Below are 23,866 nucleotides of genomic sequence, written 5' to 3'. Positions count from 1 at the left end.
ATCAGCCCGCTCGGCGTCGGCCCGACATCACCGGCGTCGTCCCGGTGGCGTCGGCTGCTGGGCGTGGTGGTGTGCGTACCAGTTCAGTGCGGCGACCGCGAGGCAGACCAGCACCCCGGCCCGACGGGCCCGGCGACCGCGCCCGCCACGGGTACGCGACGACGGCCGGGGCAACGGGTTCGGCAGCGCCTCCACTCCCCGAGCGACGTCGGCCACCACCCGGGCGGGGTCGGATTCGAACAGTTCCAGGCCGGCGTCGCGCTGCTCACGGCCGCGTACGCCGTCGGTCAGCTCCACCAGGGCCGGTCCCAGGTCCTCGGCCCGACGCACCCAGCTCACCATGCCGGCCTGCGCCATCGTGACGGCGTTGGCCCGACCGTGACCGGGGATCGGCCGGTAGGTGACGACCGGCAGTCCGCTGGCCATCGCCTCCAGCGCGGTCAGCCCACCGGCGTTCTCGACCAGTACGTCGGCGGCCTGCAGCAGCGCGGGCATGTCGTCGACCCAGCCGAAGACGTGGGCCACCCGCTGGCGGCGCAGCCGGCGGTAGAGCGCCTCGTTGTGTCCGCAGACGACCACCGGGGTGGCGACTCCGGTCCGGGCGATCTCGGCGGCGGTGGTGGCCACCTCGCCGACCCCCCAGGAGCCGGCGACCAGCAGGGCGAGCCGTCCCTGTGCCGGCAGACCGAAGTGTTCCCGGGCGTGTCGCCGGGCCTGTGCCGTACCGGGACCGAAGCCGGCCGAGACGAGCCGGCCGACCACCCGTACCTCGGTCGCGCCGAGCGCACGGGCCTGACCCCGGCTGGTCGGGTGCGCGGCGCAGTAGACGTCCACACCGGGCGAGACCCAGAGCGGGTTGACCGCGAAGTCGGTCAGGTACGTGATCACCGGTACGCCGAGCTGGCCCTTGCGGCGCAGCGGCCCGAGCAGTTGGGTGGCGATCGGGTAGGTCGAGACCACCGCCCTGGTGTCCGGTCCGACCAGTTGCCGCACCTGTGCCCGGACCGGGCGGAGCAGTGCCCGGGTGATCGGGCCGGCGCCGGTGAAGTTGCAGCCGATCGCGAACAGCGACCCGTAGATCCACGGGAACCTGCTCAACATCCCGTGGTAGGTGCCCCGCAGGAGCTTGCCGAGCCCGTACGGGAAGATGTCCGCCAGGTCCCGACAGTCGACCTCGAATCCCCGACTCCGCAGCCGGTGCGCCAGCTCGCGGCTCGCGCCCTCGTGCCCGGCGCCCGCGCTGGCCGAGATGATCACCACCCGTGCGGGCCGCTCCGGCGGAGCGTGCCGACGCTCGGACGGAACCCCCGCCGAGGCGTACGGGTCCCACGTCGCCGGCCTCGGCGCGCCGCCGTTCGGCCTGGCCGCCGGGCGCGCCCCACGCCAACCGCGAATCAATCGCATCCGGCCATCTACCCAAACCGGGTGCGAAGAATCCTCGCCAATCCGCATTCGGCCGGATATCTGCCCCGCTCCCCCGTCGCCGGCCCGTCGGAGCGACCGGCGATCATGAAGGGATGCCACATCTCGGACTGGTTACCCTCGTCGTCCGCGACTATGACGAGGCCATCTCCTTCTACGTCGACCGGGTCGGCTTCCGGCTGGTCGAGGACACCCCGCGCGGTGACGGCACCCGGTGGGTGGTGGTCGCCCCACCCGGCTCGACCGAGACCGCGCTGCTCCTGGCCCGCGCGGCGGGGCCGGAGCAGGCCGCCCGGGTCGGTGACCAGACCGGCGGGCGGGTGGCCCTGTTCCTGAACACCGACAACTTCGAGCGGGACCACGGGCGGATGGCGGCGGCCGGCGTACGGTTCGCCGAACCGCCCCGGCACGAGCCGTACGGTTCGGTGGCCGTCTTCGAGGACCTGTACGGCAACCGGTGGGACCTGATCCAGCCCCGGACCCAGCCGGCCTGATCCGGCCCTTCGGGGGTCAGCGCTCGGCCTCCCCGACCAGGTCGACGCTCGGCCGCCGGGGCCGACGGGTCTCGCCGTCGAGTTCCGCCGCCTCTTCCGGGGTGGGTGCCGAACCGCCGAGGTGCGCCGGCTGCCACCAGGTGTCCTCCGGCCCGGCCGGCTGGTCCGGGTACTCCCGCTGGGCCCGGTCAATCAGGGTGGTGAGCTGCCGGCGCAGTTCCGCCATCAGCGCGCCGGAGGTGCCGAAGTCGGCGGGCGCCAGCGGCTCGCCGATCAGGATGGTGATCGGGGTGTGCCGCCGGGTCAGGGTCTTCGGTCGGCCCTTGGTCCAGAGCCGCTGGGTGCCCCAGAGCGCGACCGGCAGCACCGGCACCCCGGCGGTGTCGGCCATCCGGGCCACCCCGCTCTTGGTGCCCTTGAGGGTGAACGACCGGCTGATCGTCGCCTCGGGGAAGACGCCGACCACCTCACCCGCGCGCAGCGCGCTGACCGCGGTCGCGTACGACCCGGCGCCGTTGTTCCGGTCGACCGGGATGTGCCGCATGCCGCGCATCAGCGGGCCGGCGTACCGGTTGGTGAAGACCTCCTGCTTGGCCATGAAACGGACCAGCCGGCGGGACGGCTGGGCGCCCAGGCCGCAGAAGATGAAGTCGAGGTAGCTGACGTGGTTGCTGGCCATCACGGCGCCACCGGAGCGGGGCACGTGCTGCCCGCCCTCCACTCGCAGCCGCAGGTCGAGCGCGCGGAAGAGCGTCTTGGCGGTCGCGATCACGGGCGGGTACACGAGTTCTGGCATCGTCAAACGTTACCCGGACCACACCACGACGTAACTCACGCCCCATCCGTGTCGTCCGGAGGTCCGCCGGCTGGGTCGGCGAGGAAGGCCCTGACCAGGGCGGCGACCCGCTGCGGCTGGATGGCGACCATGGCGTGGGTCGCCCCAGCCAACTCGACCACCCGCAGTTTCGGATTGGCACCGGCAACCTCGGCGACCCCCGCGGAGGTGCCCCGCCGGTACGCGTCGTACAGCTCACCGAACGGCTCCTGCGGGGGCATGTTGGCCGTGGCGAGCACCAGCAACAGCGGGCAGGTCGCCGCCCGCAGCGCCGGGACCAGGTCGAACGACGCCATGGCCAGGCGCATCTGCTCGACCGTCTCCGGACCGGGACGGGCACCCGACCGGGCCATCCCGGCGTTCATCTCGGCGAAGACGGCGTGCAGCCGGGCCAGTTCGGCCGCCGCATGCTCGGGCGCGAGCCCGACCAGCTGTTCCGGACGGATCGGCGGCGGTACGCCGTCCAGGCTCACCGCGGCCGGACACTCCGGATGCCGCCGCACCCACTCGGTGGCGATCATCCCGCCGAGCGACCAGCCGACCATCGCGGGCGCGTCCAGACCCAGGTCGGCCACGACCGCGTCGAGGTCGGCGAGGACCGCGTCGATGGTCCACGGCCCGTCGCCGGACCCGCCGTGTCCGCGCAGGTCCACCGCCACCACCCGGTACGTCGACCGCAGCCCCTCGGCCAGTTCGTCCATCGCGGACAGGGTGCCTCCCGCCCCGTGCAGCAGCAGAACCGGCGAGCCCGTCCCACCGAAGTCGCGTACCGCGAGCGGCACATCCGCGCCCGCCACCGTCAGATCACGCACGATCGGCCTTCCCTTCGGTTTGCGCAGGCCCGTCCTGCCGGTCGGATCGAGCAGGTTCGGCCTGCTCGTGTGAGCGCGCTGGCTCGGCCTGCCCGTCGGAGCGCGCGGGCTCGGTCTGCCCGTCGAGTTGGAGCAGCCGGTCGCGGACCGACGAGGGCACCACCCCGCCGTCCGGGTGACGGGTCAGCCGACCCCGGTTCACCAGGTCGTGCACGCCCTGGCGGGTGATGCCGAGCATCGCGCCGGCCACCGCGTACGAGATGGCGGTGGCGGTGGGGTGACCGACCCGGCGGCTCACCGCCCGCCCCAGCGGGGTGCGCCACCAGTCCAGCGGCGGATCGAACGGTCCGTCGTCCGGGTAGAGGGTCGACACCACCCGCATGATCACGCCGACGGCCTCCCGGTCGTCCCCGGCGACGATCCGGTCCGCCCAGGTCACCGCCCGGATCCGGACCACGGTACGGAGTGCCTCCACGCTCTCGTCCCCGTCGAGCAGGATCTCCAGCGGGTCGAGCAGCCGGATGTCGAGCAGCCGTACCAACTGCTCCGCGAGCTGTTTCCGATCGGTGGGCACCACGAACACTCCCCCTCTTGACACCACCCGTCAAGCACTTGACACCCACTGTCAAGCACTCTCCAACCCCTGTCAACCCCTCACCCCTCCCCCGGAACCCGCAACCGCTCTTGTAGAGAAAAAGGGCCTATCCCGCCCCGGATTAGCCCTCTTTCTCTACAAGAGCGCGATCTTGGGGCGGGAGAGGGAGAGGGGAGGGAGGGAGGGAGGGAGGGAGGGCTAGGTTGTGGTGCTAGCTAGGTAGGTCTGCTACCTTGTGCGGCGTGGATCAGGAGCGACGTGGGCAGTGGTTGCGCGGGGTGCTCGACCTCTGCGTACTGGCACTGCTCGCCAGACGCGAGTCGTACGGCTACGAACTGGCCCAGTCGCTGAACGCGGCCGGTGTCGGGCCGATCCAGGGCGGCACGCTCTACCCGGTGCTGCTGCGGTTGCAGCGCACCGGGCTGGTCAGCGCCCAGTGGCGGGAGGGTACGACCGGCCCGGCCCGCAAGTACTACCGGATCACGGTCGCGGGCGGCGAGACGCTGCGCCAGACCACCGCCGACTGGGCCACGTTCAGCGGCGGGGTGGGCGCGATTCTGCGGGAGGTGAGCACGCGGTGAGCCACGAGCAAGCGGTGAACCACGAGGGATGGCTGGCCGCGCTGGCCGGCGAGTTGCGCCGGCACGGCGTCGACCGGGACCTGGCCGGACACGTGGTCGCCGAGGCGGCCACCCACCTGCGCGACAGCGGCGAGGCCCCGCTGCGGGTGTTCGGGCCACCGGCGACGTACGCGGCGGCGGTGGCGGACAGCGTCGGCGCGGCCGAACCTCGGGTCTACCGGGGCGCACCCGGTCAGGTACGGCTGGAGGCGCGCGGCATCACCAAGCGCTACCGCCGGCATCCGGTGCTGACCGACGTGGACCTGACCGTACGGGCGGGCGAGATCGCGGCGGTGGTCGGCTCGAACGGCTCCGGCAAGAGCACCTTCCTGCGCATCTGCGCCGGCCTGGCCAGCCCGGATCGGGGACAGGTACAACTGCACGGGACCGTCGGCTACTGCCCCCAGTCGGGCGGGACCAGCGATTTCCTCGTACCCGAGGAGCATTTTGTGCTGGTGGGCGCGGGCCGTGGGTTGCCCCGCGAGACCGCGCGGTCGGCGGGCCGGCGGCAGGCCGCCGGGCTGGACTGGGATCCGACCGGGCCGACCCAGGCCCGGCACCTCTCCGGCGGCACCCGGCAGAAACTCAACCTGGTCCTGGCCGGCCTCGGTGACCCGGACGTGCTGCTGCTGGACGAGCCCTACCAGGGCTTCGACCGGGGGACCTACCTCGACTTCTGGCACCAGCTCTGGGACTGGCGCGCGGCCGGCAAGGCGATCGTGGTGGTCACCCACCTGCTCAACCAGCTCGACCGGGTCGACACCGTGCTCGACCTGAGCCCGGTCCGGCAGCCGGTCGGATGAGCGGTCCGAGTCGGATGAACGGGCCGAATCGGATCGGCGGGCCGAGTCGGATCGGCGGCGGGATGAGCGGGCGGAATCGGCCGAGCGGTGGGGGACGAAAATGATCAAGTTGTTGACGGTCGCCGAGATGGCGCTGCGGGAGATGGTGCGCCGGCGGTCGGTCCTGGTGATCCTGCTGGTCCTGCCACTGCTGTTCTACCTGAGCCGGCGCGGCGACCACCTGGGCCAGTCGATCCGGTTCGTCTGCCTCGGGCTGGGCTGGGCATTGAGCACCGCCGCCCTCTTCGCCGGCAGCGCGGCCCGGGAGATCGAACCCCGGCTGCGGCTCTCCGGCTACCGGGCGTACCACCTGCACCTGGGCCGGCTGCTCGCGCTCTGGGTCGTCGGCCTGCTGCTCTCGGTGCCGTACTTCCTGCTCATCCGGTTCGACCAGCACGACGTCCGGTACGGGGCGATCGCCCTGATCATGCTGCTCACAGTGGCCACCGCGGCGCCGTTCGGGCTGGTGCTGAGCGCGGTCCTGCCGCGTGAACTGGAGGGCACCCTGGTCCTGCTGATCGTCTTCGGGTTGCAGATGATGCTCGACCCGGCCGGTACCGCCGCCCGGTTCCTGCCGTTCTGGGCCAGCCGGGAGATCGGCACGTACGCGGTCGACCACACCGACACCGGTTACCTGACCCGTGGCCTGGTGCACGGTGTCGTCTTCGCGGTGGCGCTCACCGCCCTGGTCGCGCTCGCCTCCGGGATCCGGCTCCGACAGCGGTCGCACCTGAGGTTGCGCCCCATCCGCTGAGCCGCCACGACCGATACAGTTGCGGGCGTGATCCCGCTCGACGCCACCGCCGCCGCGTACCGGTGCTGGATCACGCCCGCGCTGCCGCTGTACGGCAACGACCACGAGCGCGCCGACTTCGCTCCCTGACGGGTTCGCCGAACCGACCACCGTCCGGCCCCTTCCCCCGCTCCGGGAGCGACCCGTCATGCCCGAAAACTCCGCCAACACGCCGTATACCGAGTCCACCAACGCGCCAGGCTCTGAACCGGCGTCACCCACCGACACCTCCGCGCTGGCCGTGCTCCGGGCGCCGCAGACCGCGCGGGTACTGGCGGCCAGCCTGCTCGGCCGGATCCCGCTCGGTGCCGCGCCACTGGCCCTGCTGATCTTCGCCCGCGAGACGATGACGCTGACCGTGGCCGGGCTGCTGGTCGGCGCGTACACCGCCGGCATGGCGGTCGGGCAGCCGATGCTCGCCCGGGTCGCCGACCGGTGGCGCCAACCGCCGGTGCTGTGGCTGGCCATGGTCGTCTCCACGGTCGGTTTCGCGCTCACCGCCGCCCACGTCAACCTCCCGGTCACGGTGTTCGCCGCCGCGCTGGCCGGGGCGGGCGCACCGCCGTTCGAGTCATGCCTGCGGGTGCTCTGGCGCGACCTGCTCCCGGCCCACCAGGTGCAGACCGCGTACACGCTGGACATCGCGGTCCAGGAGGCGATCTTCATCCTCGGCCCGGTGGTCACCCTCGCCGCGGTCGGCCTGGTCGGCCCGTCCGGTGGCCTGGCCGCCGCCGCACTGTTCCAGGCCGCCGGCACCGCCTGGTTCGCCACCACCGGTGCGGTCCGCCGGTGGCGGGGCGAGCCGGCCGTACGCCACTGGGCCGGTCCGCTGCGCGCCGCCCGGCTGCGGTTGATCCTCGGCACGCTGGTGCTGGTCGGTGCCGGGGTGGGCAGCGTGACGGTGGCCGCCACCGCGTACGCCGAGGCGTCCGGTGCCCGCTCCTGGGCCGGCTGGCTGCTCGCCGCCCAGGCCACCGGGGCGCTGGCCGGCGGCCTGCTCTACGTACGCTTCACCGGCCTGCGCCGGCACGCCACCCTGCCCCGGGCGACAGCGGTCTTCGCAGCCGGATACGTGCCCCTGCTCCTCACCCCGGCCCCGCCCGCGATGCTGGTCCTGATGGCGGTCAGCGGGCTCGCGCTCCCGCCGCTGCTCACCGTCGCGTTCGTGGCGATCGACCGGGTCGCCCCGGTGGGCACGGTCGCCGAGGCGTTCGCCTGGGCGGCCACCGCCTTCTCCGTGGGCAGCGCCGGTGGCGCGGCGGTCAACGGCGCCCTGCTCGACACGAGCGGGCGGGTCACCGTGGGATTCGTGCTCGCTCCCGTCGCCGCCGCCCTGGCCAGCGGCCTGCTCCTGCTCCGTGGCCGCCGGGGCGGGGGTACGGAGTTCACCTCCTCCGGGTGATGTGCCCGCCCCGCGTACGGGGTGATGCTTCTTCGTACGAGGAGGAGTACGCGTATGGGCGAGGTGACAACGAGCTTCTTCCACGGTCTCGGCGAGCGCGCACCCGACCTGCTGCCTAAGCGGGCCCACGGCACGCTCCGCTTCGACCTGCGACACGGTACGGAGATCGAGCACTGGTTCGTCGCCATGCACCACGGCAACATCTCGGTCTCCCCGGACCTGCGGGACGCCGACTGTGTGGTGCACGTCGAGAGCGAACTGTTCGACCGCTTCACCACCGGCCAGGCGAACGTCATCTCCGCGATGATCCGTACCGAGTGTGTGCTCGACGGTGACATCCCGCTGCTGATGATGTTCCGCCGGTTCTTTCCCGCCGCACCGGGCGCGGTCGACCCGCGCCGGATGGTCCGGGAGCGGGACACCCGGTGACCGAGCCGGTCAGCATCCTCGACGGCGCCACCTTCGTGGTGAGCAGCCGCAACGGCGACATCGACCCCTCGCCCAGCTTTCCGACGGGTCTGTTCGCGCTCGACACCCGGTTCATCGCGCGCTGGGAGCTGACCATCAACGGTGAGCACCTGCACTCGCTCTCCGTCGACGACCTGCGGTACTTCCAGACCAGCTTCTTCCTCGCTCCGGGCGAGCCGACGCACTACATCGACGCCAAGGCGTCGGTGATCCGGAAACGTACGGTCGGCGGTGGTTTCGAGGAGCGGTTGACCGTACTGAACCACCAGGAGGAAGCGGTCGACTTCACCGTACGGATGGAGATCGGCAGCGACTTCGCGGACCTGTTCGAGATCAAGAACCTGCTGCCGAAGCGCGGTGTGATCACCACTCGGGTGCAGGACGGCACGCTGCGGCTGAGCTACCGGCGGGACGCCTTCTACCGCGAGACGGTCATCTCGGCGAGCCACGAGGCCGAGATCGACGAGCAGGGCATGACGTTCCGGATCCGGATCGAGCCGCACGGGAAGTGGACCACCGTACTGCGGGTGGTCACCCTCTTCCCGAGCGCGGACGAGTCGGCGGCGGCGGAACTCCCGACGTCCGAACGGGGACGGGGACGCCCCGACGTGCAGCGCCGCCTGGACGAGTGGATGGCCCGGGCGCCGCACCTGGCCTGCGACTGCGAGCCGCTGAACGACTCGTACGAACGCAGCATCACCGACCTGGCCGCGCTGCGCTACACCGGTCTGCTGCGCAAGGAGAAACTGCCCGCCGCCGGCCTGCCCTGGTTCATGACCCTGTTCGGCCGGGACAGCATGATCACCTGCCTGCAGACGCTGCCGTTCATCCCGGAGATCGCCCCGTCCACCCTGCGTACCCTGGCCGACCTTCAGGGCACCAGGCTGGACAACCTGCGCGACGAGGAGCCCGGAAAGATCCTGCACGAGATCCGGTACGGCGAGTCGGCCGCGTTCGAGGAGCAGCCGCACTCGCCGTACTACGGTGCGGCCGACTCGACCCCGCTGTTCGTGATCCTGCTGGACGAGTACGAACGCTGGAGCGGCGACACCGCACTCGTACGCGAACTGGCCGACGAGACGCGACTGGCACTGTCCTGGATCGACAGCTACGGCGACCTGGTCGGCAACGGCTACATCTGGTACGAGCGCCGCAACACCCGCAACGGCCTGGAGAACCAGTGCTGGAAGGACTCCTGGGACGCCATCTGCTTCCGGGACGGCACCCTGCCGAGCTTCCCCCGGGCGACCTGCGAGATCCAGGGGTACGCCTACGACGCGAAGATCCGGGGCGCCCGGATGGCCCGGAAGTTCTGGGACGACCCCGTGCTCGCCGACCGGTTGGAGCGGGAGGCTGCCGACCTGAAGATGCGGTTCAACCGCGACTTCTGGGTGGAGGACGGGGAGTACTACGCGCTCGCGCTCGACGGTGACGGCCGGCAGGTCGACGGGCTCGCCTCGAACATGGGGCACCTGCTCTGGAGCGGGATCGTCGACGAGGACAAGGCACCGATGGTGGCCCGGCACCTGCTCGGTCCGGCGATGTTCTCCGGCTGGGGTGTGCGTACGCTCGCCGAGGGCAACGGCCGGTACAACCCGCTCGGCTACCACGTCGGCACGGTCTGGCCGTTCGACAACTCGATCATCGCCGCCGGCCTGGCGAAGTACGGGTTCACCGAGGAGTCGGCCCGGATCGCGGAGAGCATCATCGACGCGGCCAAGTACTTCCAGGGCCGGCTGCCGGAGGCGTTCGCCGGCTACGACCGGGACCTCACCACCTACCCGGTGCAGTACCCGACCGCGTGCAGCCCGCAGGCCTGGTCGGCCGGGGCGCCACTGCTGCTCCTCCGTACGATGCTCGGGCTCGAACCCCAGGAGGACGGGCTGACCGTACGGCCCGCGGTGCCGGCCAGCCTGGGTCGGATCGAACTGCTCGGCATACCCGGCCGATGGGGGCGGATCGACGCGTTCGGGCGCGGTCGGTTGCGTACCGCGGCCCAGCCGGCGACGGACGACAACGGTCGTGACGGCGCGGCGTAACTGCCGGAAATACGACTGTCTTACGAGTGGGGACGCGACAGCGGTTACCGTCACGGCAACCTGCCAGTTTCCGTTTGACCCACGTCAGACACGTCAATGGGATCGGGATGAGGGCCATGGAGGACGCGCGCGACACGATTCGCCGCCCACGGGGCAGCGCCCTCCTGACCCCCAGGGACGTACGAAGAAAGAGATTCAACCCGACCGGGCTCGGCCGGCGCGGTTACGCGCCGGGCGAGGTACGCGAGTTCCTCGACCTGGTCGAGGTGGACCTGGCGGTGCTGTACCAGGAACTGGCGAGCGCACGAGAGGAGGCCGCGATGATGAAGACCGCGCTGCGGGACTGGCAGCGCCAGCACAGCGTCTGCTACGTACGGGGCACGCAGGAAACGAACGAGTCGTATCGCCGCCCCCAGGAACGCCACGGTGACTGACGGACCCGGGATCCACGTAGCCGCCCGCCCCGACTGGTCGTGTCGCGCCTGCGGACAGGAATGGCCGTGCATCGTCCGCAAGCGACAGTTGAAATACCTCTACCAGGGCAATCCGATCGGGCTCGAGAACCAGTTGCACCTGTTGCTGCGGCAGGCCCGGGAGGAGTTGCCGGCGCTGACCAACGAGGAACTCGCCGAGCGGTTCGTGCACTGGAGCGAGCGCCCGCTGAGCGCCAGCCGGAACCCCGACCGTAGCTGGAGCTGACGGCCGGCTGCCCGGATCCGGTCGGGGTCAGCCGTTGCTGTCCGGCAACGCCTGCATCAGTGGCTCGTTCGACCGGTCGCTTTCCAGGTCGACCACCTCCTGCTCGTGGTGGATGTCGACCCGGCCGCGACCGAAGGCGTCGATCTTGCCCCACCGGCCGGGAATGTCGAGCAGTTCCAACCGGCCCATTCCGCGCGGCAGGGCCGGGTCGACCACCAGGTGCTCGTCGTGCGGTTCGAGCCCCAGCATGACCCGGAGCAGCAGCATCGGCGTACCGGTCGACCACGCCTGCGGACTGCACGCGGTCGGGTACTGCACCGGGTACTTGGTCAGCACCCGGTCGTAGCCGGCGAAAGCCTCGGGCAGCCGGCCCCGGAAGTACTGCGACGCGTCGATGATCGCCTCGGCGATCCTTCCGGCCTCCTCGTCGAACCCGTACCGGCGCAGTCCCCAGGCGATGAACGAGTTGTCGAACGGCCAGACCGTACCGACGTGGTATCCGACCGGGTTGTACCGTCCCTCCCCCTCCGCCAGGGTGCGTACGCCCCAGCCGGAGAAGAGCCGGGGCCCGAGCAGGTGCGCGGCCACCTTCGGGGCCTTGTCCTCGTCGACGATCCCGCTCCAGAGCAGGTGGCCGATGTTCGACGACAACGCGTCGACCTGACCGCCCTCGGCGTCCAACGCCAGCGCGTAGTACTCGCCGTCCTCCACCCAGTAGTCCCGGTTGAACCGGGCCTTCAGGTCCGCCGCCTCCCGCTCCAGCCGGTCGGCGAAGACCGGATCGTGCCAGACCCGTCGGGCCAACCGGGCCCCGCGCATCTTCGCGTCGTACGCGTAACCCTGTAGCTCACAGGTTGCCCGGGGGAACGACGGCAGCCTCCCGTCGCGGTACGAGATGGCGTCGAACGAATCCTTCCAGCACTGGTTCTCCAGCCCGTTGCGGGTGTTGCGGCGCTCGTACCAGAGGTAACCGTCGCCCCTGAGGTCGCCGTACGTGTCGAGCCAGCGCAGGGCGGCACGCGCCTCCTGCTCCAGGTTGCGAACGAGTTCCACGTCCCCGGTCCAGCGCTCGTACTCGTCCAGCAGGATCACGAACAGCGGCGTCGAGTCGGCGGCGCCGTAGTACGGCGAGTGCGGTTGGTCCTGGAACGCCGCCGACTCCCCGTACCGCAGCTCGTGCAGGATCTTGCCCGGCTCCTCGTCCCGGAAGTCGTCCAGTTTGGTGCCCTGCTTCACGGCGAGGATCCGCAACGTCGGCCCGGCGAGTTCCGGGGTGAACGGGAGCGACTGCAGGCAGGTGAAGATGCTGTCCCGGCCGAACAGGGTCATGAACCAGGGCAGGCCGGCGGTCGGCACCTTCGTCTCGAAGGCGAGCGGGGTGTACCGCAGCGCGGCGAGGTCGGCCAGGCTGCGCTCGTACGTGTCACCCAGCGGCTCGCAGTCGCAGGCGAGCTTCGGCGCCCGTCCGATCCACTCGGCGAGGTCGCTCTGCATCTCCGTCTTGATCCGGCTGGTGTGGTTGATCAGTCCGAGTCGCAGGTCGCGCCCACCGGCGCCCTCCACCATGGTCTCGACGTGCAGGTTGGTGGTCCACTCCGCGTGCGCCTCGATCCGTACCCGGAAGGTCAGCCCGTGCTCGTCGATCTCGGCCGGGGTGGTCGACGTGATGAAGGTTTCACGCCGGAAGGTGTCCCGGCGGTAGCTGAGCCGCAGCCGCCCCTCCTCGACGTACGCCTGCGCCGCACCGACCTTCTCCTTCACGTCCTTGATCTCGAACAGGTCGGCGAAGTCGCACCCGACCTCCATCCGGATGGTCAGCTCGACCGGTTCGCCCTGGTGGTTCAGGACGGTGAGCTGCTCGTCGAAGCTGCCGCCGATGGTCCGCTGGCGGACCACCGACACCTTCGCGTCGACGTAGTGCGTCGGCTCCCCCGGTACGAGGAAGAACCGGGTCTCGTAGTACTGGAGATCGTCGATGGACAGGGGGTTGAGCCGTTCCCCGTCGATGGTCAGCTCCCACCGGGACAGGAACCGGGTGTCGAACGAGAACAGGCCGGTGGGGAACGTCGGCGACGGGTCGATGTCGCCCCGGCTGTCGCTGACCAGGAAGGTGTTGCCGTCGAGGATGCTTACCAGGTCCGTCACTTCTGCCGCCTCTCCTGGACCAGCTCACGGGGGTCGCGTGCGCCCGGAGGACCGGGTAGGAGACGTTGGAAGTAGTGGAACAGCAGCAGGTTGCCCTCGACCGTGATCTCGTTGCGCAGCAGGGCCGCGATCGGATTCGCCTCGCCCACGGTCACCCGGTCGAAGAACTGGAGTTGGGTGCTGACCACGCAGTCCGCCGGACGTTCCCCGCGACTGGCGCTGATGTTCCCCTCGCTCATCACCAGCACCCAGTGGTCGGTCCCGTCCCGGTGCCCGAGGTCGAACCGGACCGTGCCCCGGACCCTCGTCAGCATCGGCTCCGGCCCGCGATGGCCGAGGCCGTCGAAGAAGTCGGCGGTCGGATCTGCCATCGGTCCCCCTCTTCCGTACTGCCCGAGTAGCCCACGTCCCCCGCAGCGTCCCCCACACCCCGGTGGCCAGGCATCCTCCCCAAAGGGTGAGGTTGCCCCCCGCCCCCCGACCCCCGACATTCCCTCGTCGATCTTGCACTTGTGGCGCCCCGGATCAAGGCACTTATCCGGATTTGTGCGCCACCACAACTGCAAGATCGTCGCGTTTGGCAGCCGGGGGAGGGGGGAGACGCGACCGCGCTGAGTCCCGGTAGGGGGATCAGCGCGGTCACGGCCTGTCGTTCTTGGTGCGGGTGTTCTAGTTGTTCGGGTCGTCGGCGCTGATGTCGGCGAGAACGGACTGCGGCTCCCGCTCCACCGCCAGGTCTCCGAGCGAGACCAACCCGATCAGGCGGCCCTCCTCGATCACCGGCAGCCGCCGTACGCCGTACGTCCGCATCAGGTCGGCGGCTGCCACGGCGTCGTCGTACTGGGTCACCGTGACGACGTCGTGGCTCAGGATCTGGCTGAGCGTCGCACTGCCGACATCCAGCCCATCTGCCACCCCGCGCACCGTAATGTCACGGTCGGTGACGATGCCGATCACCGCGTCCCCGCTGGTCACGATCACATCGCCAATGGCGCTGTCCCGCATCTCCTGGGCCGCGGCGGTGAGCGTGTCGGTGCCGTCCATGGTCACCAACCGGGTCGTCATGAACTCTCCGACGGTCGTCATGGTGCTCCTCTCTCTGTCGGCGGTTGCCGTCTACCCGCGACCGCCGCCGGGTAACAGAGGGAACCCGACCGGTTGACGCGCTCAGTGGTCGAGCAGGACCACCCGGCGCTCGGTCGCGGAGGTGTACGCCGCCTCGATCACCCGCAGCCCCTCCACCGCGCTCGCGGGGTCGACCGGGAACCCGCCCCGGCCCAGGAGGGCATCCCGAACCTCGGCGTAGAACTGCTCATACCGCCCGATCTCGGTCGGTACGGTCTCGACCTCGTCGTTCACGCCCAGGACTCCCGCGTTCTCCGCCGGCTCGACGCCCCAGCCGGGGTCACCCGGGCGGGTGCCGGCGAGCACCTGCGGCTCCTGCACGTCGAGCCCGTACTTGGTGAAGGTGCCCTGGTCGCCCAGGACCCGGAAGCGCGGGTTGCGGGTGCCGGCCAGCGCCGACGCCCAGAGATGCGTACGGACCCCGTTGACGTGCCGCAACGCGACGAAGGTGTCGTCGTCGACCTGCACCCCGGCCCGGCGGCGGTCGAGTTCGGCGTAGACCTCGGCGACCGGGCCGAACAGTTGCAGCGCCTGGTCGACGATGTGCGCGCCGAGGTCGTACAGCAGCCCGCCGGCCTCGGCCGGGTCGCCGAACTCGCGCCAGTTCTCCTTCGGCGTCGGCACCCAGCGGTCGTACCGCGACTCGAAGCGGTAGACGTTGCCGAGCCGCCCCGACGCCAGCACCCCGCGTACGGTCAGGAAGTCCGAGTCCAGCCGCCGGTTCTGGAACACCGTCAGCCCGACCCCGGCCCGTGTCGCCGCGTCGAGAACCTGCCGGGCGTCCGCCGAGGTCGGCGCGAACGGCTTGTCGACCACCACCGGGAGCCCCGCCTCGATGGCCCGAAGGGCGAGCGGCACGTGGGTCCGGTTCGGTGTGCTCACCACCACCAGGTCCAGCGACCCGGCGACCGCGAACAGGTCGTCGGCGGTGGGCACCACCTGCGCCTGTGGATAGTCCGCCCCGGCCCGAGCGGCGCGCTCGGGGTCACCCGTGACGATCACCGCCACTGACAGGCCGGGCGTCGCCGCCACCAGCGGGGCGTGGAAACGTTGGCCACCGATGCCGTAACCGAGAATGCCAACTCGCAGGTCAGCGCTTGTGTCCGTACTCATGATCGGTATTAAACAGCGCCCGCCTGAAAGGGAGGGAAGGGCCCCTTGTTATCGCTTTTTGGGTGGGAAGGGGCCTTCCCAGCCACCGTTTGACAGGCTCGATCGGATCATCCATGGTCGATCTCTGACGGTGAGCAACAGGAGGATGACGGCGTGCCCGAGATCCGGACCAGCGAGCAGCGTTACGAGCACCGGCCAACCGACCCAGCCCACACGACGCAACCGGAACCTGAACGGCACCAGTACGTGATCGTCGGTGGCGGCCCGGCCGGGATCCAGCTCAGCTACTACCTGCAACAGGTGGGCGCGGACTACGTCACGCTCGAACGCGAGCCGGCGCCCGCGCACTTCTTCCGGCACTACCCCCGACACCGCCGGTTGATCTCCCTCAACAAGGTGCACACCCGCAGCAACGACCCCGAGATCCGGCTCCGCTGGGACTGGAACTCGCTGCTCAACGACAAGCCCGAGCTGCACTTCCCGCACTACAGCAGCGACTACTTCCCGCACGCCGACGACCTGGTCCGCTACCTCGACGACTTCCAGCGCGAACACCACCTAGCGATCCGGTTCGACGAACCCGTCGAACGGATCGAGCGGGTCGAGGGCGACACCGGCTTCCTGGTCCGTACGAGCCGGGGGGCGATCCGGGCCGGCTGTGTCATCGTGGCCACCGGGTGGGCCACGCCCTACGTACCGCAGATCGACGGGATCGAGCACGCGATCGGGTACGAGGAGGTCGACACCGATCCGGCCGCCTTCGCCGACCAGCGGGTGCTCATCCTGGGCAAGGGCAACTCGGCGTTCGAGACGGCGTCGGCGATCCTCGGCCACGCGGCGATGGTGCACCTGGCCAGCCCCCGACCGCTCCAGCTCGCCTGGAACACCAAACACCCCGGCAACGTACGGACCCACTACGGCGCGCTGCTCGACAGCTACCAGTTCAAGACCCTGCACTCGGTGCTCGACTGCACGGTGGACGTGATCCGCCCGGCGGGTGACGCGTACGAGGTCGAGATCAGTTACACCCACGCCGACGGCGAGCGGGAGCTGCTGGAGTACGACTCGGTGATCCGCTGCACCGGGTTCGTGATGGACACCTCGGTGTTCGCCCCGAACTGCCGCCCCGAGCTGGCCCCGAACGGGCGGATGCCGGCGACCGGCCCGGACTGGCAGTCGACCAACGTGCCGGGGCTGTACTTCGCCGGAACCATCGCCCAGGCCAGGGACTTCAAGCGCGCGTCGTCGGCCTTCATCGACGGCTTTCGCTACAACCTCCGTACGCTCACCCGTTTACTACAGGAGTCGTACGAGGAGGTGCCGCTGGCCTACGACCTGCTGCCGGCCGAGCCGAAGGAACTGACCTCGCTCACGCTGGAGCGGCTGAACTGGAGTTCCGCCCTGTGGACCCAGTTCGAGTACCTCTGCGACGTGCTGGTACGCGACGAGCGGACCGGCGAGTTCCGGCACTACCAGGACCTGCCCGAGGACTATGCGGTGCAGCGGTTCGGCGACTCGTCGCACTTCTACACGGTCACCCTGCGGTGGGGCCGGGACGACTACTCGGACGTGTTCGCGATAGAGCGGCACCCGTCACCGGACCGGGCCGCGGAGAGTGCCTTCATCCATCCCGTCGTGCGGCGGTACCGCAACGGCTCGATCGTCGAGGAACGGCACCTGCTGGAGGACCTGCTCGCCCACTGGACCCGCCCGGACCGGCACGTGGCTCCGCTGCACGCGTTCTTCCAGGCCCACCTGAGTGCCGACGTCGCCGTACCGGAGGCGCAACTGCGCTGATCCCACTCACCGTTCGATCATCACCTCGGCCAGCGGCTTGCGGGTCAGCTCCGGCACCCGTGCGTCGTCGGCCGGGTAACCCACCGGCAGCACCAGGTACGGGCGCTCGTGCGCCGGGCGTTCACAGACCTCGTTGAGGAACCGCATCGGGCTGGGGGTGTGCGTCAGCGTCGCCAGCCCGGCCAGGTGCAGGGCGCTGATCAGCATCCCCACCGCGATCCCGACCGACTCCTTCACGTAGTACGGCTTGGGGTCCTCCCCGCCCCGGTGCACCTCGAACACCACGATCACCACCGGGGCGACCTCGAGGAACGGCTTGCGCCAGTCGGTGCCGATCGGGGCGATGGCGCTCAGCCACTCCTCGGTGGCCCGATGGTCGTAGAAGTCCCGCTCCTCCGCCTCGGCCCGATCCCGCAGCAGCCGCTTGCGGGCCGGGTCGGTGAGCACCACGAACCGCCACGGCTGCCGGTTGGCTCCACTCGGTGCGCTCGCCGCGGCCGACACGGCCGCCTCGATCACCTCCGGTGGGACCGGTTCGTCGGAGAAGTCGCGGACCGAGCGGCGGGCGACCATCTGCTCCGCGTACGCCCGTGCGGTCCGGACCATCTCGACCGGCGGTCGCCGTGCCGTCTGGACCAGTTTCGTTTCAGCCTGCTGGGTGGTGCTCATCCACGCCTCCCCGGGGTGTATGGCCGTACCCCACAAGGGTCACCCGGACCGGCTCCGCTGCCCACCGCGAGCGTGCTCAGTCGGCGTTGACCAGCTCCGGGACGGTCTGCGCGACGAGTTCGTCGACCACGTCGGTGAGCCGGTCGCGCCGCGCCGCCGCCCGGCGCTGCCGTACCGCACCGTCGGCGGCGGTGCCGAGGAGCCGGTCCAGCCAGGGGGTGACCAGCGGCAGGTCGCCGTGTTCGGCCAGCACCGGTCGGACGTACCGGAACAGCCGGTCGACCAGGTCGACCGCCGGGCGCAGCTCGCCGGTGAGCGGGTCGACCCCGTGTCCGGCGAGCCCGTCGCGGGCGGCCCGCCAGTAGGCCACCCGGAGCAGTTCGGGCGGGACCACCGGTCCGGGTTCGCCCCGGTCGACCTCCGTGCCGACGCGTACGACCAGCGCCCGGACCAGGGCGGCGAACAGCGCGGACTCCTCGGCGGTGATCGGCACGTCGGCGACCCGGATCTCCAGGGTGGGCAGGTGTGCCGACAGCCGGATGTCCCAGAACAGGGTGCCGAGGTCGACCAGGGCACCGGCGTCGAGCAGGGTGTCCACCACCCGGTCGTAGTGCTCGGCCGAGGTGAAGTACGGCGGCGGCCCGGCGACCGGCCACCGGTGCCAGGCGATGGTGCGCCAGCTCGCGTACCCGGTGTCCCGCCCCGCCCAGTACGGCGAGTTCGCGGTCAACCCGATCAGCACCGGCAGGTACGGCCGCAGGTGGTTGCTGACCAGCGCCGCCCGGTCCCGGTCGGGCATCTCGACGTGCACGTGCACCGAGCAGATGGCCACCTCGTCGTGCAGGCCCCGGAAGGTCGCCGTACCCCTGGCCGGGCGCTCGCCGGAGACGATCGGCGGCGGTACGACGTCGCCGAGCACGGCGCTGCCGCTCGCCACCACCCGCAGTCCCTCGGCCCCGGCGGCGACCCCGAGTACGGCCCGCCCCTCGACCAGTTGCCGGTGCAGTTCGGTCACGTCGTGGCAGGGTGTCGTCTTGGTCTCGACCTGCAACGTGGTGATCTCGCCACCGACCCGTTCGCCGAGTTCCGCCTTTGCCCGCCGCAGCACCGCCTCCGCCTGCGGAACCGCCTCCCGGGTCTCCGGATCGACCACGAGGAACTCCTCCTCGACCCCGAACCGGGGACCGACGGCGTGCTCCACTGGAAGTTCGGCTGTGCCGGTCATACCCGCGCCCACCTTCGCCGGGTGCGCTCGGCGAGCCGGTCGCCGAGGCGTCGGACGGCGTCGGCCCGGTCCGCCGGACCCGGAGCGGCGGACAGCAGTTGGTGCTCCGATCCTAGGCAGACGGACGGGTTCCGGGGCGATCCGGCGGGCGGGTGTCGCCGGACGAAACCGCCGGTACGCGTCTCTGTGTCCCCGGCCGGGGCGCTCAGCCGGGCTGCCCCGCCGGCACGTCGTGTCCCGCCTGGAGGTCCCGCGCAACCGGCGAACCGTGCCGGGCCGACGGGTCGAGCAGGCTCGGCGCGTCGAGTGGTGACGGCGATCCGGCTCCGGCCGGCGCGCCGAGCGGCGCCGGTGATCCGGCTCCGGCCGGGGTGTCCAGCGCGGCGGGCGGGAGGTGCGGCGGCAGCGGGCCGGTCAGCAGCCGCTCGACCAGTGCGGTCAGCAGCGCCACCCGCTCCGGCATCCGCCGCAGGTCCATGTACTCGCCCCGGCCGTGCGGATATCCGCCGACCGCGCCGAGTCCGTCCAGGGTGGGCACGCCGAGCGCGGCGGTGAAGTTCCCGTCCGAGGCGCCGGGGGCGGAGACACCCGCCGGTGGTTCCAGGCCGATCGCGACGGCCGCGGACCGGGTGAGCGCGAGCAGCGGCAGCGCCACCGCCTGGGTCATCGGGTACCGGTTGAGGCCCCCGCCCAGGGTCAGCCCGGCCTCGGCCAGCCGGGGCACCAGGCGGTGCATCATCCGGTCCACCCGGTGCAGTTCGGCCCGGCTCCAGGACCGTACGTCGACGCAGAAGGTCGCCGACTCGGGCACCGTGTTCGTGGTGGTGCCGGCGCTGGCCACGGTCGGCGTCACCGTCGTACCGTCCGGTACGGAGGCCAGCGCCTGTACGGCCAGCACCTGGTGGGCCAGCTCGATGGTGGCGTTGATGCCCCGGAACGGCTCCACCCCGGCGTGCGCGGCCCGGCCCCGGACCTCGACCCGGTAGACCGACCCTCCCTTGCGGGCCACCTTGAGCGCTCCGTCCTCCGTGGACGGTTCGCAGACCAGCACCACGCCCGAGCGCCGGGCCTGTTCCTCGATCAGCGCCCGTGAGGTGGTCGAGCCGGTCTCCTCGTCGCAGGTGAGCAGCACGCCCACGTCGGAGGGGTCGGTCACCAGGGACAGCGCCGCGAGGAGCTGGACGATGCCGCCCTTCATGTCGCACACCCCCGGACCGGTGGCGATCCCGTCCCGCACCCGGTACGGCCACTCCCGGATGGTGCCCTCGGGCCAGACGGTGTCGAAGTGTCCGAGCAGCAGCACCTTCTGCCGCTCGGCGGGCCAGAGCAGGTGGGGTAGCCCGTCGCGGAGCAGGCGCTGGGCGGGACGGCCGAGGATCGTCTCGCCCCAGCCGGCGAGCAGGTCGGCGCAGGCGTTCAGCTGGGGCAGCGCTCCTGGCGGTGATTCGTACGAGACAAGTTCACCGATCCGGTCGGTCCACATCGGAGTGAGTGACCGGGCGGCGGATCGGATCGCATCGAGATGCACCATTGCCTGATGGTAGGAGCGGAATCGCGCCCGAATCGCCGATCAACGACAAGAGAGCATTCCTACGACCATGATGGGCGGCAAGAGAGCATTCCGGCGATATCCCCGGCGGTTGACGGTGCCGGGCGTCAGCTCCGGGGCGGAATGCCATAGACCCGCCTGATGGTCAACCGGAGCACCAGCCGCCGGTCGGCCACCATGGCCCGCCGGTAGTCGTCCCAGTCCGGGTGTTCACCGCTGACGGCGCGGTAGAGGTCGACCAGTTCCTCCACCGTGGCGTCGTGCGGGTCGGTGGCCGGCGGCGCCAGCTCGGCACCGCACTCGGCGACCACGTACGCCCAGCCGTCGGGCGAGGTGGCGTGCAGGCTGGCCCTCGGGTCCCGCCGGAGGTTCGCCGTCTTGGGCCGGCCGTCGGTGACCGAGACCCGGATCAGGTCCTGCTTCCGGTCGAGGTGGTAGACGACGTTGGAGAGCTGGGGTTGACCATCGCGCTTGATGGTCGCCAGCACCCCGTACGGTCGGCTGCCCAGCAGGTCGAGCAGTGCCTCGTCGAAACGGTCGTCAGCCATGTCTTCCTCCCCTGTTCCGGGCCGGTCGCCGGGCGACACTGACCGGCGACCCGGCGTACGTCACTCAGGCCGGCGTTCCGGCCAGCAGTTCGGCGATCTGGACCGCGTTGAGGGCGGCGCCCTTGCGCAGGTTGTCGTTGGAGCAGAAGAGGGCCAGGCCGTGCTCGACGGTCTCGTCCGCCCGGATCCGACCCACGTAGGTCGGGTCCTGACCGGCCGCCTTCAACGGGGTCGGCACCTGCTCCAGCGCCACACCCGGCGCCGTGGCGAGCAGTTCCACCGCACGCTGCGGGCTGATCGGCCGGGCGAACCGGGCGTTGATCTGCAACGAGTGGCCGGTGAACACGGGCACCCGTACGCAGGTCCCGGAGACCAGCAGCCCGGGGAGGTCGAGAATCTTGCGGCTCTCGCTGCGCAGCTTCTGCTCCTCGTCGGTCTCGTCCGACCCGTCGTCGACGATCGAGCCGGCGAGCGGGAGCACGTTGAACGCGATCGGCTGGCTGAACTGGCGGGGGGTCGGGAAGTCGACCGCCGACCCGTCGAAGGTCAGTCCGCTGGCCTGCTCGGCGACCTTGCGTACCTGCTCGTCCAGCTCGCCGACGCCGGACAGACCGGCACCGGAGACCGCCTGGTACGTGGCGACGACCAGGCTGACCAGCCCGGCCTCCTCGTGCAGCGGGCGCAGGATCGGCATCGCCGCCATCGTGGTGCAGTTCGGGTTGGCGATGATGCCCTTCGGGCGTACGGCCGCGGCCTGGGGGTTGACCTCCGCCACCACCAGCGGCACCTCGGGGTCCATCCGCCAGGCCGAGGAGTTGTCGATCACCACCGCGCCGGCCTCCGCGACCCGTGGGGCGAGGTCGCGCGATGTCCCCTTACCGGCGGAGAAGAGCACGATGTCCAGTCCCCGGTAGTCCGCGGTCGACGCGTCCTCGACGGTCACGTCGGTGTCGCCCCAGGGCAGCACCTGACCGGCGGAGCGCGCCGAGGCGAAGTACCGTACCTGCTCCGCCGGGAACCGCCGGTCCGCCAGCACCTGCCGCATGACGCCGCCGACCTGGCCGGTGGCGCCCACAATGCCAATCCTCATGTCTGTGAGGCTACCCAGAAGATCGGCCGGCACGGCACTCAGTTCCCACCGCCGGCCCGATCGGCCCCACCGCCACCGCCCGCACCACCGGCCCCGGTGGTGTCGTCGACGAGTGGCGGTCCGGGCTCGGCGGCCCCGGCCACCGCCCCCACCGGCGGCGGGTCACCGGACGGCGGTCCGACCGACGTCACGGGTCCGGCCGGCGACACGGGTATCACCGGCCCGGCCGGGGACACGGGTATCACCTGATCGGCCGGGGACACGGGTGCACCGAGCGGGTCGGCGGCACGGCCGAAAGGGGTCCGGGACAGGCCGGTGAGGCGCCGCCGGGCCCAGACCACCGGACGTACCCGTTCCAGCGGGAGGAAGGCGGTCATCGCCGCCTGGTGCGGCATGAACGAGATGGTGATCGCCGACCAGGTCACCGCGTGGAAGACGTAGAAGAAGCCGATCATGGCGTACCGGGCCCGACCGCGCAGGACGAACACCAGCGGGCTGGTCAGCTCGAACGCCATGATCCCGAACTGCCCGATCGTGAGCAGTACGGGCACGTCCAGCAGCCAGTCGCTGGCGAAGGTGCCGCGCCGGATCACCGCACGGGCCAGGGTGGCGCCGGTGAGCCAGTCGAGCCCACCGAAGCGCAGCTTCGCCCAGGCGGCCAGGAAGTAGGTCGCGATGACCGCGAGCTGGGTCGCCCGCAGCGCCCAACCGGCCTTGGCGCTGAGCGTCAGGTCGCCGTGCCGGGCCCGGCCGACGGTCGGCAGGACCGCCAGGGCGACCAGGATGCCGAACCGGTCGTGGTCGACCTTGCCGTAGCTGAACGCGATGACCAGCCACTCGAAGTAGAGGGCCAGCACCGTCCAGCCGAGCAGCCGGGGTGCCCGCCCGGTGGCGGCGGCGAGCGTGGCCGCCAGCAGCACCCAGAACAGCGTGGTCACCAGGGCCGCGTTCGGGGTCGGCAGCGGCAGCATCCGGCCGACCAGCAGTGGCGCGTACAGCTCGCCGGAGACCGCGGTCCGGCCCCGCAACCAACCGGTGAAGAAGACGATGTCCGCCGCCACCAGGAGGTAGGCCACCGTACGGAACGCCGCCACCCGGCCCAGCGGCACCGGCGTGGTGAGCCAGTCGCCGACCCGCCTCACCGGGTCACCTGCCAGTTGACGACGGTCTCGTCGGTGTCGACCCCGGTCGGTCGGCCGCCGGTCATGGCGTGCCGGCGGATCACGATCGAGACGGTGTCCAGCGCCGGCCGATCCGGGTTGCGCCGGTGGTACGCGTCCACGACCAGGTTCAGCCGCGTCGGGTCGGCGGCGAAGCGGCTCAGCTGCCCCTCGATCTCCGCCCGGCGGATACCGGTCTCCCGCTCGGTCAGCACGAACTCGTCCCCGGCCGCGTCCCGGGCCAGCACCAGTGCCTCGGCCACCGGGGCGTCGAGCCGGTCGGTGGTGGCGTACATGCGGAACGGACCGAACGGGAAGTTGTCGTCCGAGCCGACCAGCGTCCCGGCCAACAACAGGCCCGCGCCGACCAGGGTCACCACCACCCGGACCAGGCGACCGCGGGCGGTCAGCGTTTCCATTCGCC

25 protein-coding genes are annotated in these 23,866 nt (G+C 71.1%); 10 read left to right on the top strand and 15 right to left on the bottom strand.

All coding sequences use genetic code 11. From position 1 onward, the window contains the following. Positions 1-27: 27 nt before the first annotated feature. Positions 28-1,404 carry a glycosyltransferase gene (locus OIE47_RS19940; RefSeq protein WP_326556063.1) on the bottom strand — a complete coding sequence of 459 codons (1,377 nt, stop codon included), beginning with the start codon at positions 1,402-1,404 and terminating at the stop codon, positions 28-30. A gap of 113 nt (positions 1,405-1,517) precedes the next feature. On the opposite strand from OIE47_RS19940, the gene OIE47_RS19935 reads away from it, so the two are divergent. Then, positions 1,518-1,916 carry a VOC family protein gene (locus OIE47_RS19935; RefSeq protein WP_326556062.1) on the top strand — a complete coding sequence of 133 codons (399 nt, stop codon included), beginning with the start codon at positions 1,518-1,520 and terminating at the stop codon, positions 1,914-1,916. A gap of 16 nt (positions 1,917-1,932) precedes the next feature. Here OIE47_RS19935 and OIE47_RS19930 read toward each other — a convergent pair whose 3' ends face one another. From OIE47_RS19930 to OIE47_RS19920, 3 genes are read right to left on the bottom strand one after another with little or no spacing between them, the layout of a single operon-like run. Beyond that, positions 1,933-2,712: a lysophospholipid acyltransferase family protein gene (locus OIE47_RS19930; RefSeq protein ID WP_326556061.1), complete on the bottom strand. Its 780-nt coding sequence runs from the start codon at positions 2,710-2,712 to the stop codon at positions 1,933-1,935. Positions 2,713-2,747: 35 nt separating this feature from the next. Beyond that, positions 2,748-3,563, bottom strand: a complete 816-nt coding sequence (locus tag OIE47_RS19925; protein ID WP_326556060.1) for an alpha/beta fold hydrolase — start codon at positions 3,561-3,563, stop codon at positions 2,748-2,750. Next, on the bottom strand, positions 3,556-4,137 hold the full coding sequence (locus OIE47_RS19920; protein WP_326556059.1) for a hypothetical protein: 582 nt from the start codon (positions 4,135-4,137) through the stop codon (positions 3,556-3,558). The genes OIE47_RS19925 and OIE47_RS19920 overlap by 8 nt, the downstream gene beginning before the upstream one ends. A 263-nt stretch (positions 4,138-4,400) precedes the next feature. Here OIE47_RS19920 and OIE47_RS19915 point away from each other — a divergent pair, with 263 nt between their 5' ends. The 8 genes from OIE47_RS19915 (at position 4,401) to OIE47_RS19880 (ending at position 11,021) form a co-directional block, all read left to right on the top strand. After that, positions 4,401-4,739, top strand: coding sequence for a PadR family transcriptional regulator (locus OIE47_RS19915; RefSeq protein ID WP_326556058.1), 339 nt, complete (start codon positions 4,401-4,403; stop codon positions 4,737-4,739). Beyond that, a complete protein-coding gene (locus OIE47_RS19910) occupies positions 4,736-5,581 on the top strand; it encodes an ATP-binding cassette domain-containing protein (RefSeq protein ID WP_326556057.1) in 846 nt (281 codons plus the stop codon). Before OIE47_RS19915 ends, OIE47_RS19910 begins: the two co-directional genes overlap by 4 nt. A 100-nt stretch (positions 5,582-5,681) precedes the next feature. Beyond that, the gene (locus OIE47_RS19905; protein ID WP_326556056.1) at positions 5,682-6,374 is read left to right on the top strand and encodes an ABC transporter permease; all 693 of its coding nucleotides are present in this window, start codon (positions 5,682-5,684) and stop codon (positions 6,372-6,374) included. Positions 6,375-6,561: 187 nt separating this feature from the next. Next, a complete protein-coding gene (locus OIE47_RS19900; protein ID WP_326556055.1) occupies positions 6,562-7,815 on the top strand; it encodes an MFS transporter in 1,254 nt (417 codons plus the stop codon). A gap of 54 nt (positions 7,816-7,869) precedes the next feature. Continuing rightward, complete coding sequence (locus OIE47_RS19895) at positions 7,870-8,244, top strand: SCP2 sterol-binding domain-containing protein (RefSeq protein WP_326556054.1); 375 nt, start codon at positions 7,870-7,872, stop codon at positions 8,242-8,244. After that, positions 8,241-10,322 (top strand): amylo-alpha-1,6-glucosidase, encoded by a 2,082-nt coding sequence (locus tag OIE47_RS19890; RefSeq protein ID WP_326556053.1) that lies wholly within the window; start codon positions 8,241-8,243, stop codon positions 10,320-10,322. Before OIE47_RS19895 ends, OIE47_RS19890 begins: the two co-directional genes overlap by 4 nt. Before the next feature lie 116 nt (positions 10,323-10,438). Continuing rightward, on the top strand, positions 10,439-10,756 hold the full coding sequence (locus tag OIE47_RS19885; protein WP_326556052.1) for a DivIVA domain-containing protein: 318 nt from the start codon (positions 10,439-10,441) through the stop codon (positions 10,754-10,756). Further along, positions 10,749-11,021, top strand: coding sequence for a flavin reductase (locus OIE47_RS19880; protein ID WP_326556051.1), 273 nt, complete (start codon positions 10,749-10,751; stop codon positions 11,019-11,021). Before OIE47_RS19885 ends, OIE47_RS19880 begins: the two co-directional genes overlap by 8 nt. Before the next feature lie 27 nt (positions 11,022-11,048). Here OIE47_RS19880 and OIE47_RS19875 read toward each other — a convergent pair whose 3' ends face one another. The 4 genes from OIE47_RS19875 to OIE47_RS19860 all read right to left on the bottom strand — a co-directional run bounded on the left by OIE47_RS19875 (position 11,049) and on the right by OIE47_RS19860 (position 15,404). Then, positions 11,049-13,166 (bottom strand): amylo-alpha-1,6-glucosidase, encoded by a 2,118-nt coding sequence (locus tag OIE47_RS19875; protein ID WP_326556050.1) that lies wholly within the window; start codon positions 13,164-13,166, stop codon positions 11,049-11,051. Further along, entirely contained in the window at positions 13,163-13,537 is a 375-nt protein-coding gene (locus tag OIE47_RS19870; protein WP_326556049.1) for an SCP2 sterol-binding domain-containing protein, read from the bottom strand. The genes OIE47_RS19875 and OIE47_RS19870 overlap by 4 nt, the downstream gene beginning before the upstream one ends. 298 nt (positions 13,538-13,835) lie before the next feature. Further along, entirely contained in the window at positions 13,836-14,252 is a 417-nt protein-coding gene (locus OIE47_RS19865; RefSeq protein WP_326556048.1) for a CBS domain-containing protein, read from the bottom strand. A gap of 81 nt (positions 14,253-14,333) precedes the next feature. Beyond that, on the bottom strand, positions 14,334-15,404 hold the full coding sequence (locus OIE47_RS19860) for a Gfo/Idh/MocA family oxidoreductase (RefSeq protein ID WP_326556047.1): 1,071 nt from the start codon (positions 15,402-15,404) through the stop codon (positions 14,334-14,336). Positions 15,405-15,557: 153 nt separating this feature from the next. On the opposite strand from OIE47_RS19860, the gene OIE47_RS19855 reads away from it, so the two are divergent. Continuing rightward, positions 15,558-17,201 carry an NAD(P)-binding domain-containing protein gene (locus tag OIE47_RS19855; RefSeq protein WP_326556046.1) on the top strand — a complete coding sequence of 548 codons (1,644 nt, stop codon included), beginning with the start codon at positions 15,558-15,560 and terminating at the stop codon, positions 17,199-17,201. A 6-nt stretch (positions 17,202-17,207) separates the two neighbouring features. Here the strand turns inward: OIE47_RS19855 and OIE47_RS19850 are convergent, their stop codons facing one another. From OIE47_RS19850 to OIE47_RS19820, 7 genes are all read right to left on the bottom strand, one after another. Continuing rightward, the gene (locus OIE47_RS19850) at positions 17,208-17,870 is read right to left on the bottom strand and encodes a nitroreductase family protein (RefSeq protein WP_442791970.1); all 663 of its coding nucleotides are present in this window, start codon (positions 17,868-17,870) and stop codon (positions 17,208-17,210) included. 76 nt (positions 17,871-17,946) lie between these two features. Then, on the bottom strand, positions 17,947-19,095 hold the full coding sequence (locus tag OIE47_RS19845; RefSeq protein ID WP_326556045.1) for a carboxylate-amine ligase: 1,149 nt from the start codon (positions 19,093-19,095) through the stop codon (positions 17,947-17,949). A gap of 205 nt (positions 19,096-19,300) precedes the next feature. Next, on the bottom strand, positions 19,301-20,626 hold the full coding sequence (locus OIE47_RS19840; protein ID WP_326556044.1) for a M20 family metallopeptidase: 1,326 nt from the start codon (positions 20,624-20,626) through the stop codon (positions 19,301-19,303). A 125-nt stretch (positions 20,627-20,751) separates the two neighbouring features. Further along, positions 20,752-21,192 carry a PPOX class F420-dependent oxidoreductase gene (locus OIE47_RS19835; RefSeq protein WP_326556043.1) on the bottom strand — a complete coding sequence of 147 codons (441 nt, stop codon included), beginning with the start codon at positions 21,190-21,192 and terminating at the stop codon, positions 20,752-20,754. 64 nt (positions 21,193-21,256) lie between these two features. Next, positions 21,257-22,282, bottom strand: a complete 1,026-nt coding sequence (locus OIE47_RS19830; protein WP_326556042.1) for an aspartate-semialdehyde dehydrogenase — start codon at positions 22,280-22,282, stop codon at positions 21,257-21,259. 38 nt (positions 22,283-22,320) lie between these two features. Then, positions 22,321-23,424 (bottom strand): MFS transporter permease, encoded by a 1,104-nt coding sequence (locus OIE47_RS19825; RefSeq protein ID WP_326556041.1) that lies wholly within the window; start codon positions 23,422-23,424, stop codon positions 22,321-22,323. After that, positions 23,421-23,861 carry a hypothetical protein gene (locus tag OIE47_RS19820; protein WP_326556040.1) on the bottom strand — a complete coding sequence of 147 codons (441 nt, stop codon included), beginning with the start codon at positions 23,859-23,861 and terminating at the stop codon, positions 23,421-23,423. The genes OIE47_RS19825 and OIE47_RS19820 overlap by 4 nt, the downstream gene beginning before the upstream one ends. Between the last annotated feature and the right edge of the window lie 5 nt (positions 23,862-23,866).

Origin of the sequence: Micromonospora sp. NBC_01796 (assembly GCF_035917455.1) — a bacterium.
In the GTDB taxonomy this organism is placed as follows: Bacteria; Actinomycetota; Actinomycetes; order Mycobacteriales; family Micromonosporaceae; genus Micromonospora_G.
This window is presented reverse-complemented; position numbering and strand designations above follow the sequence as displayed.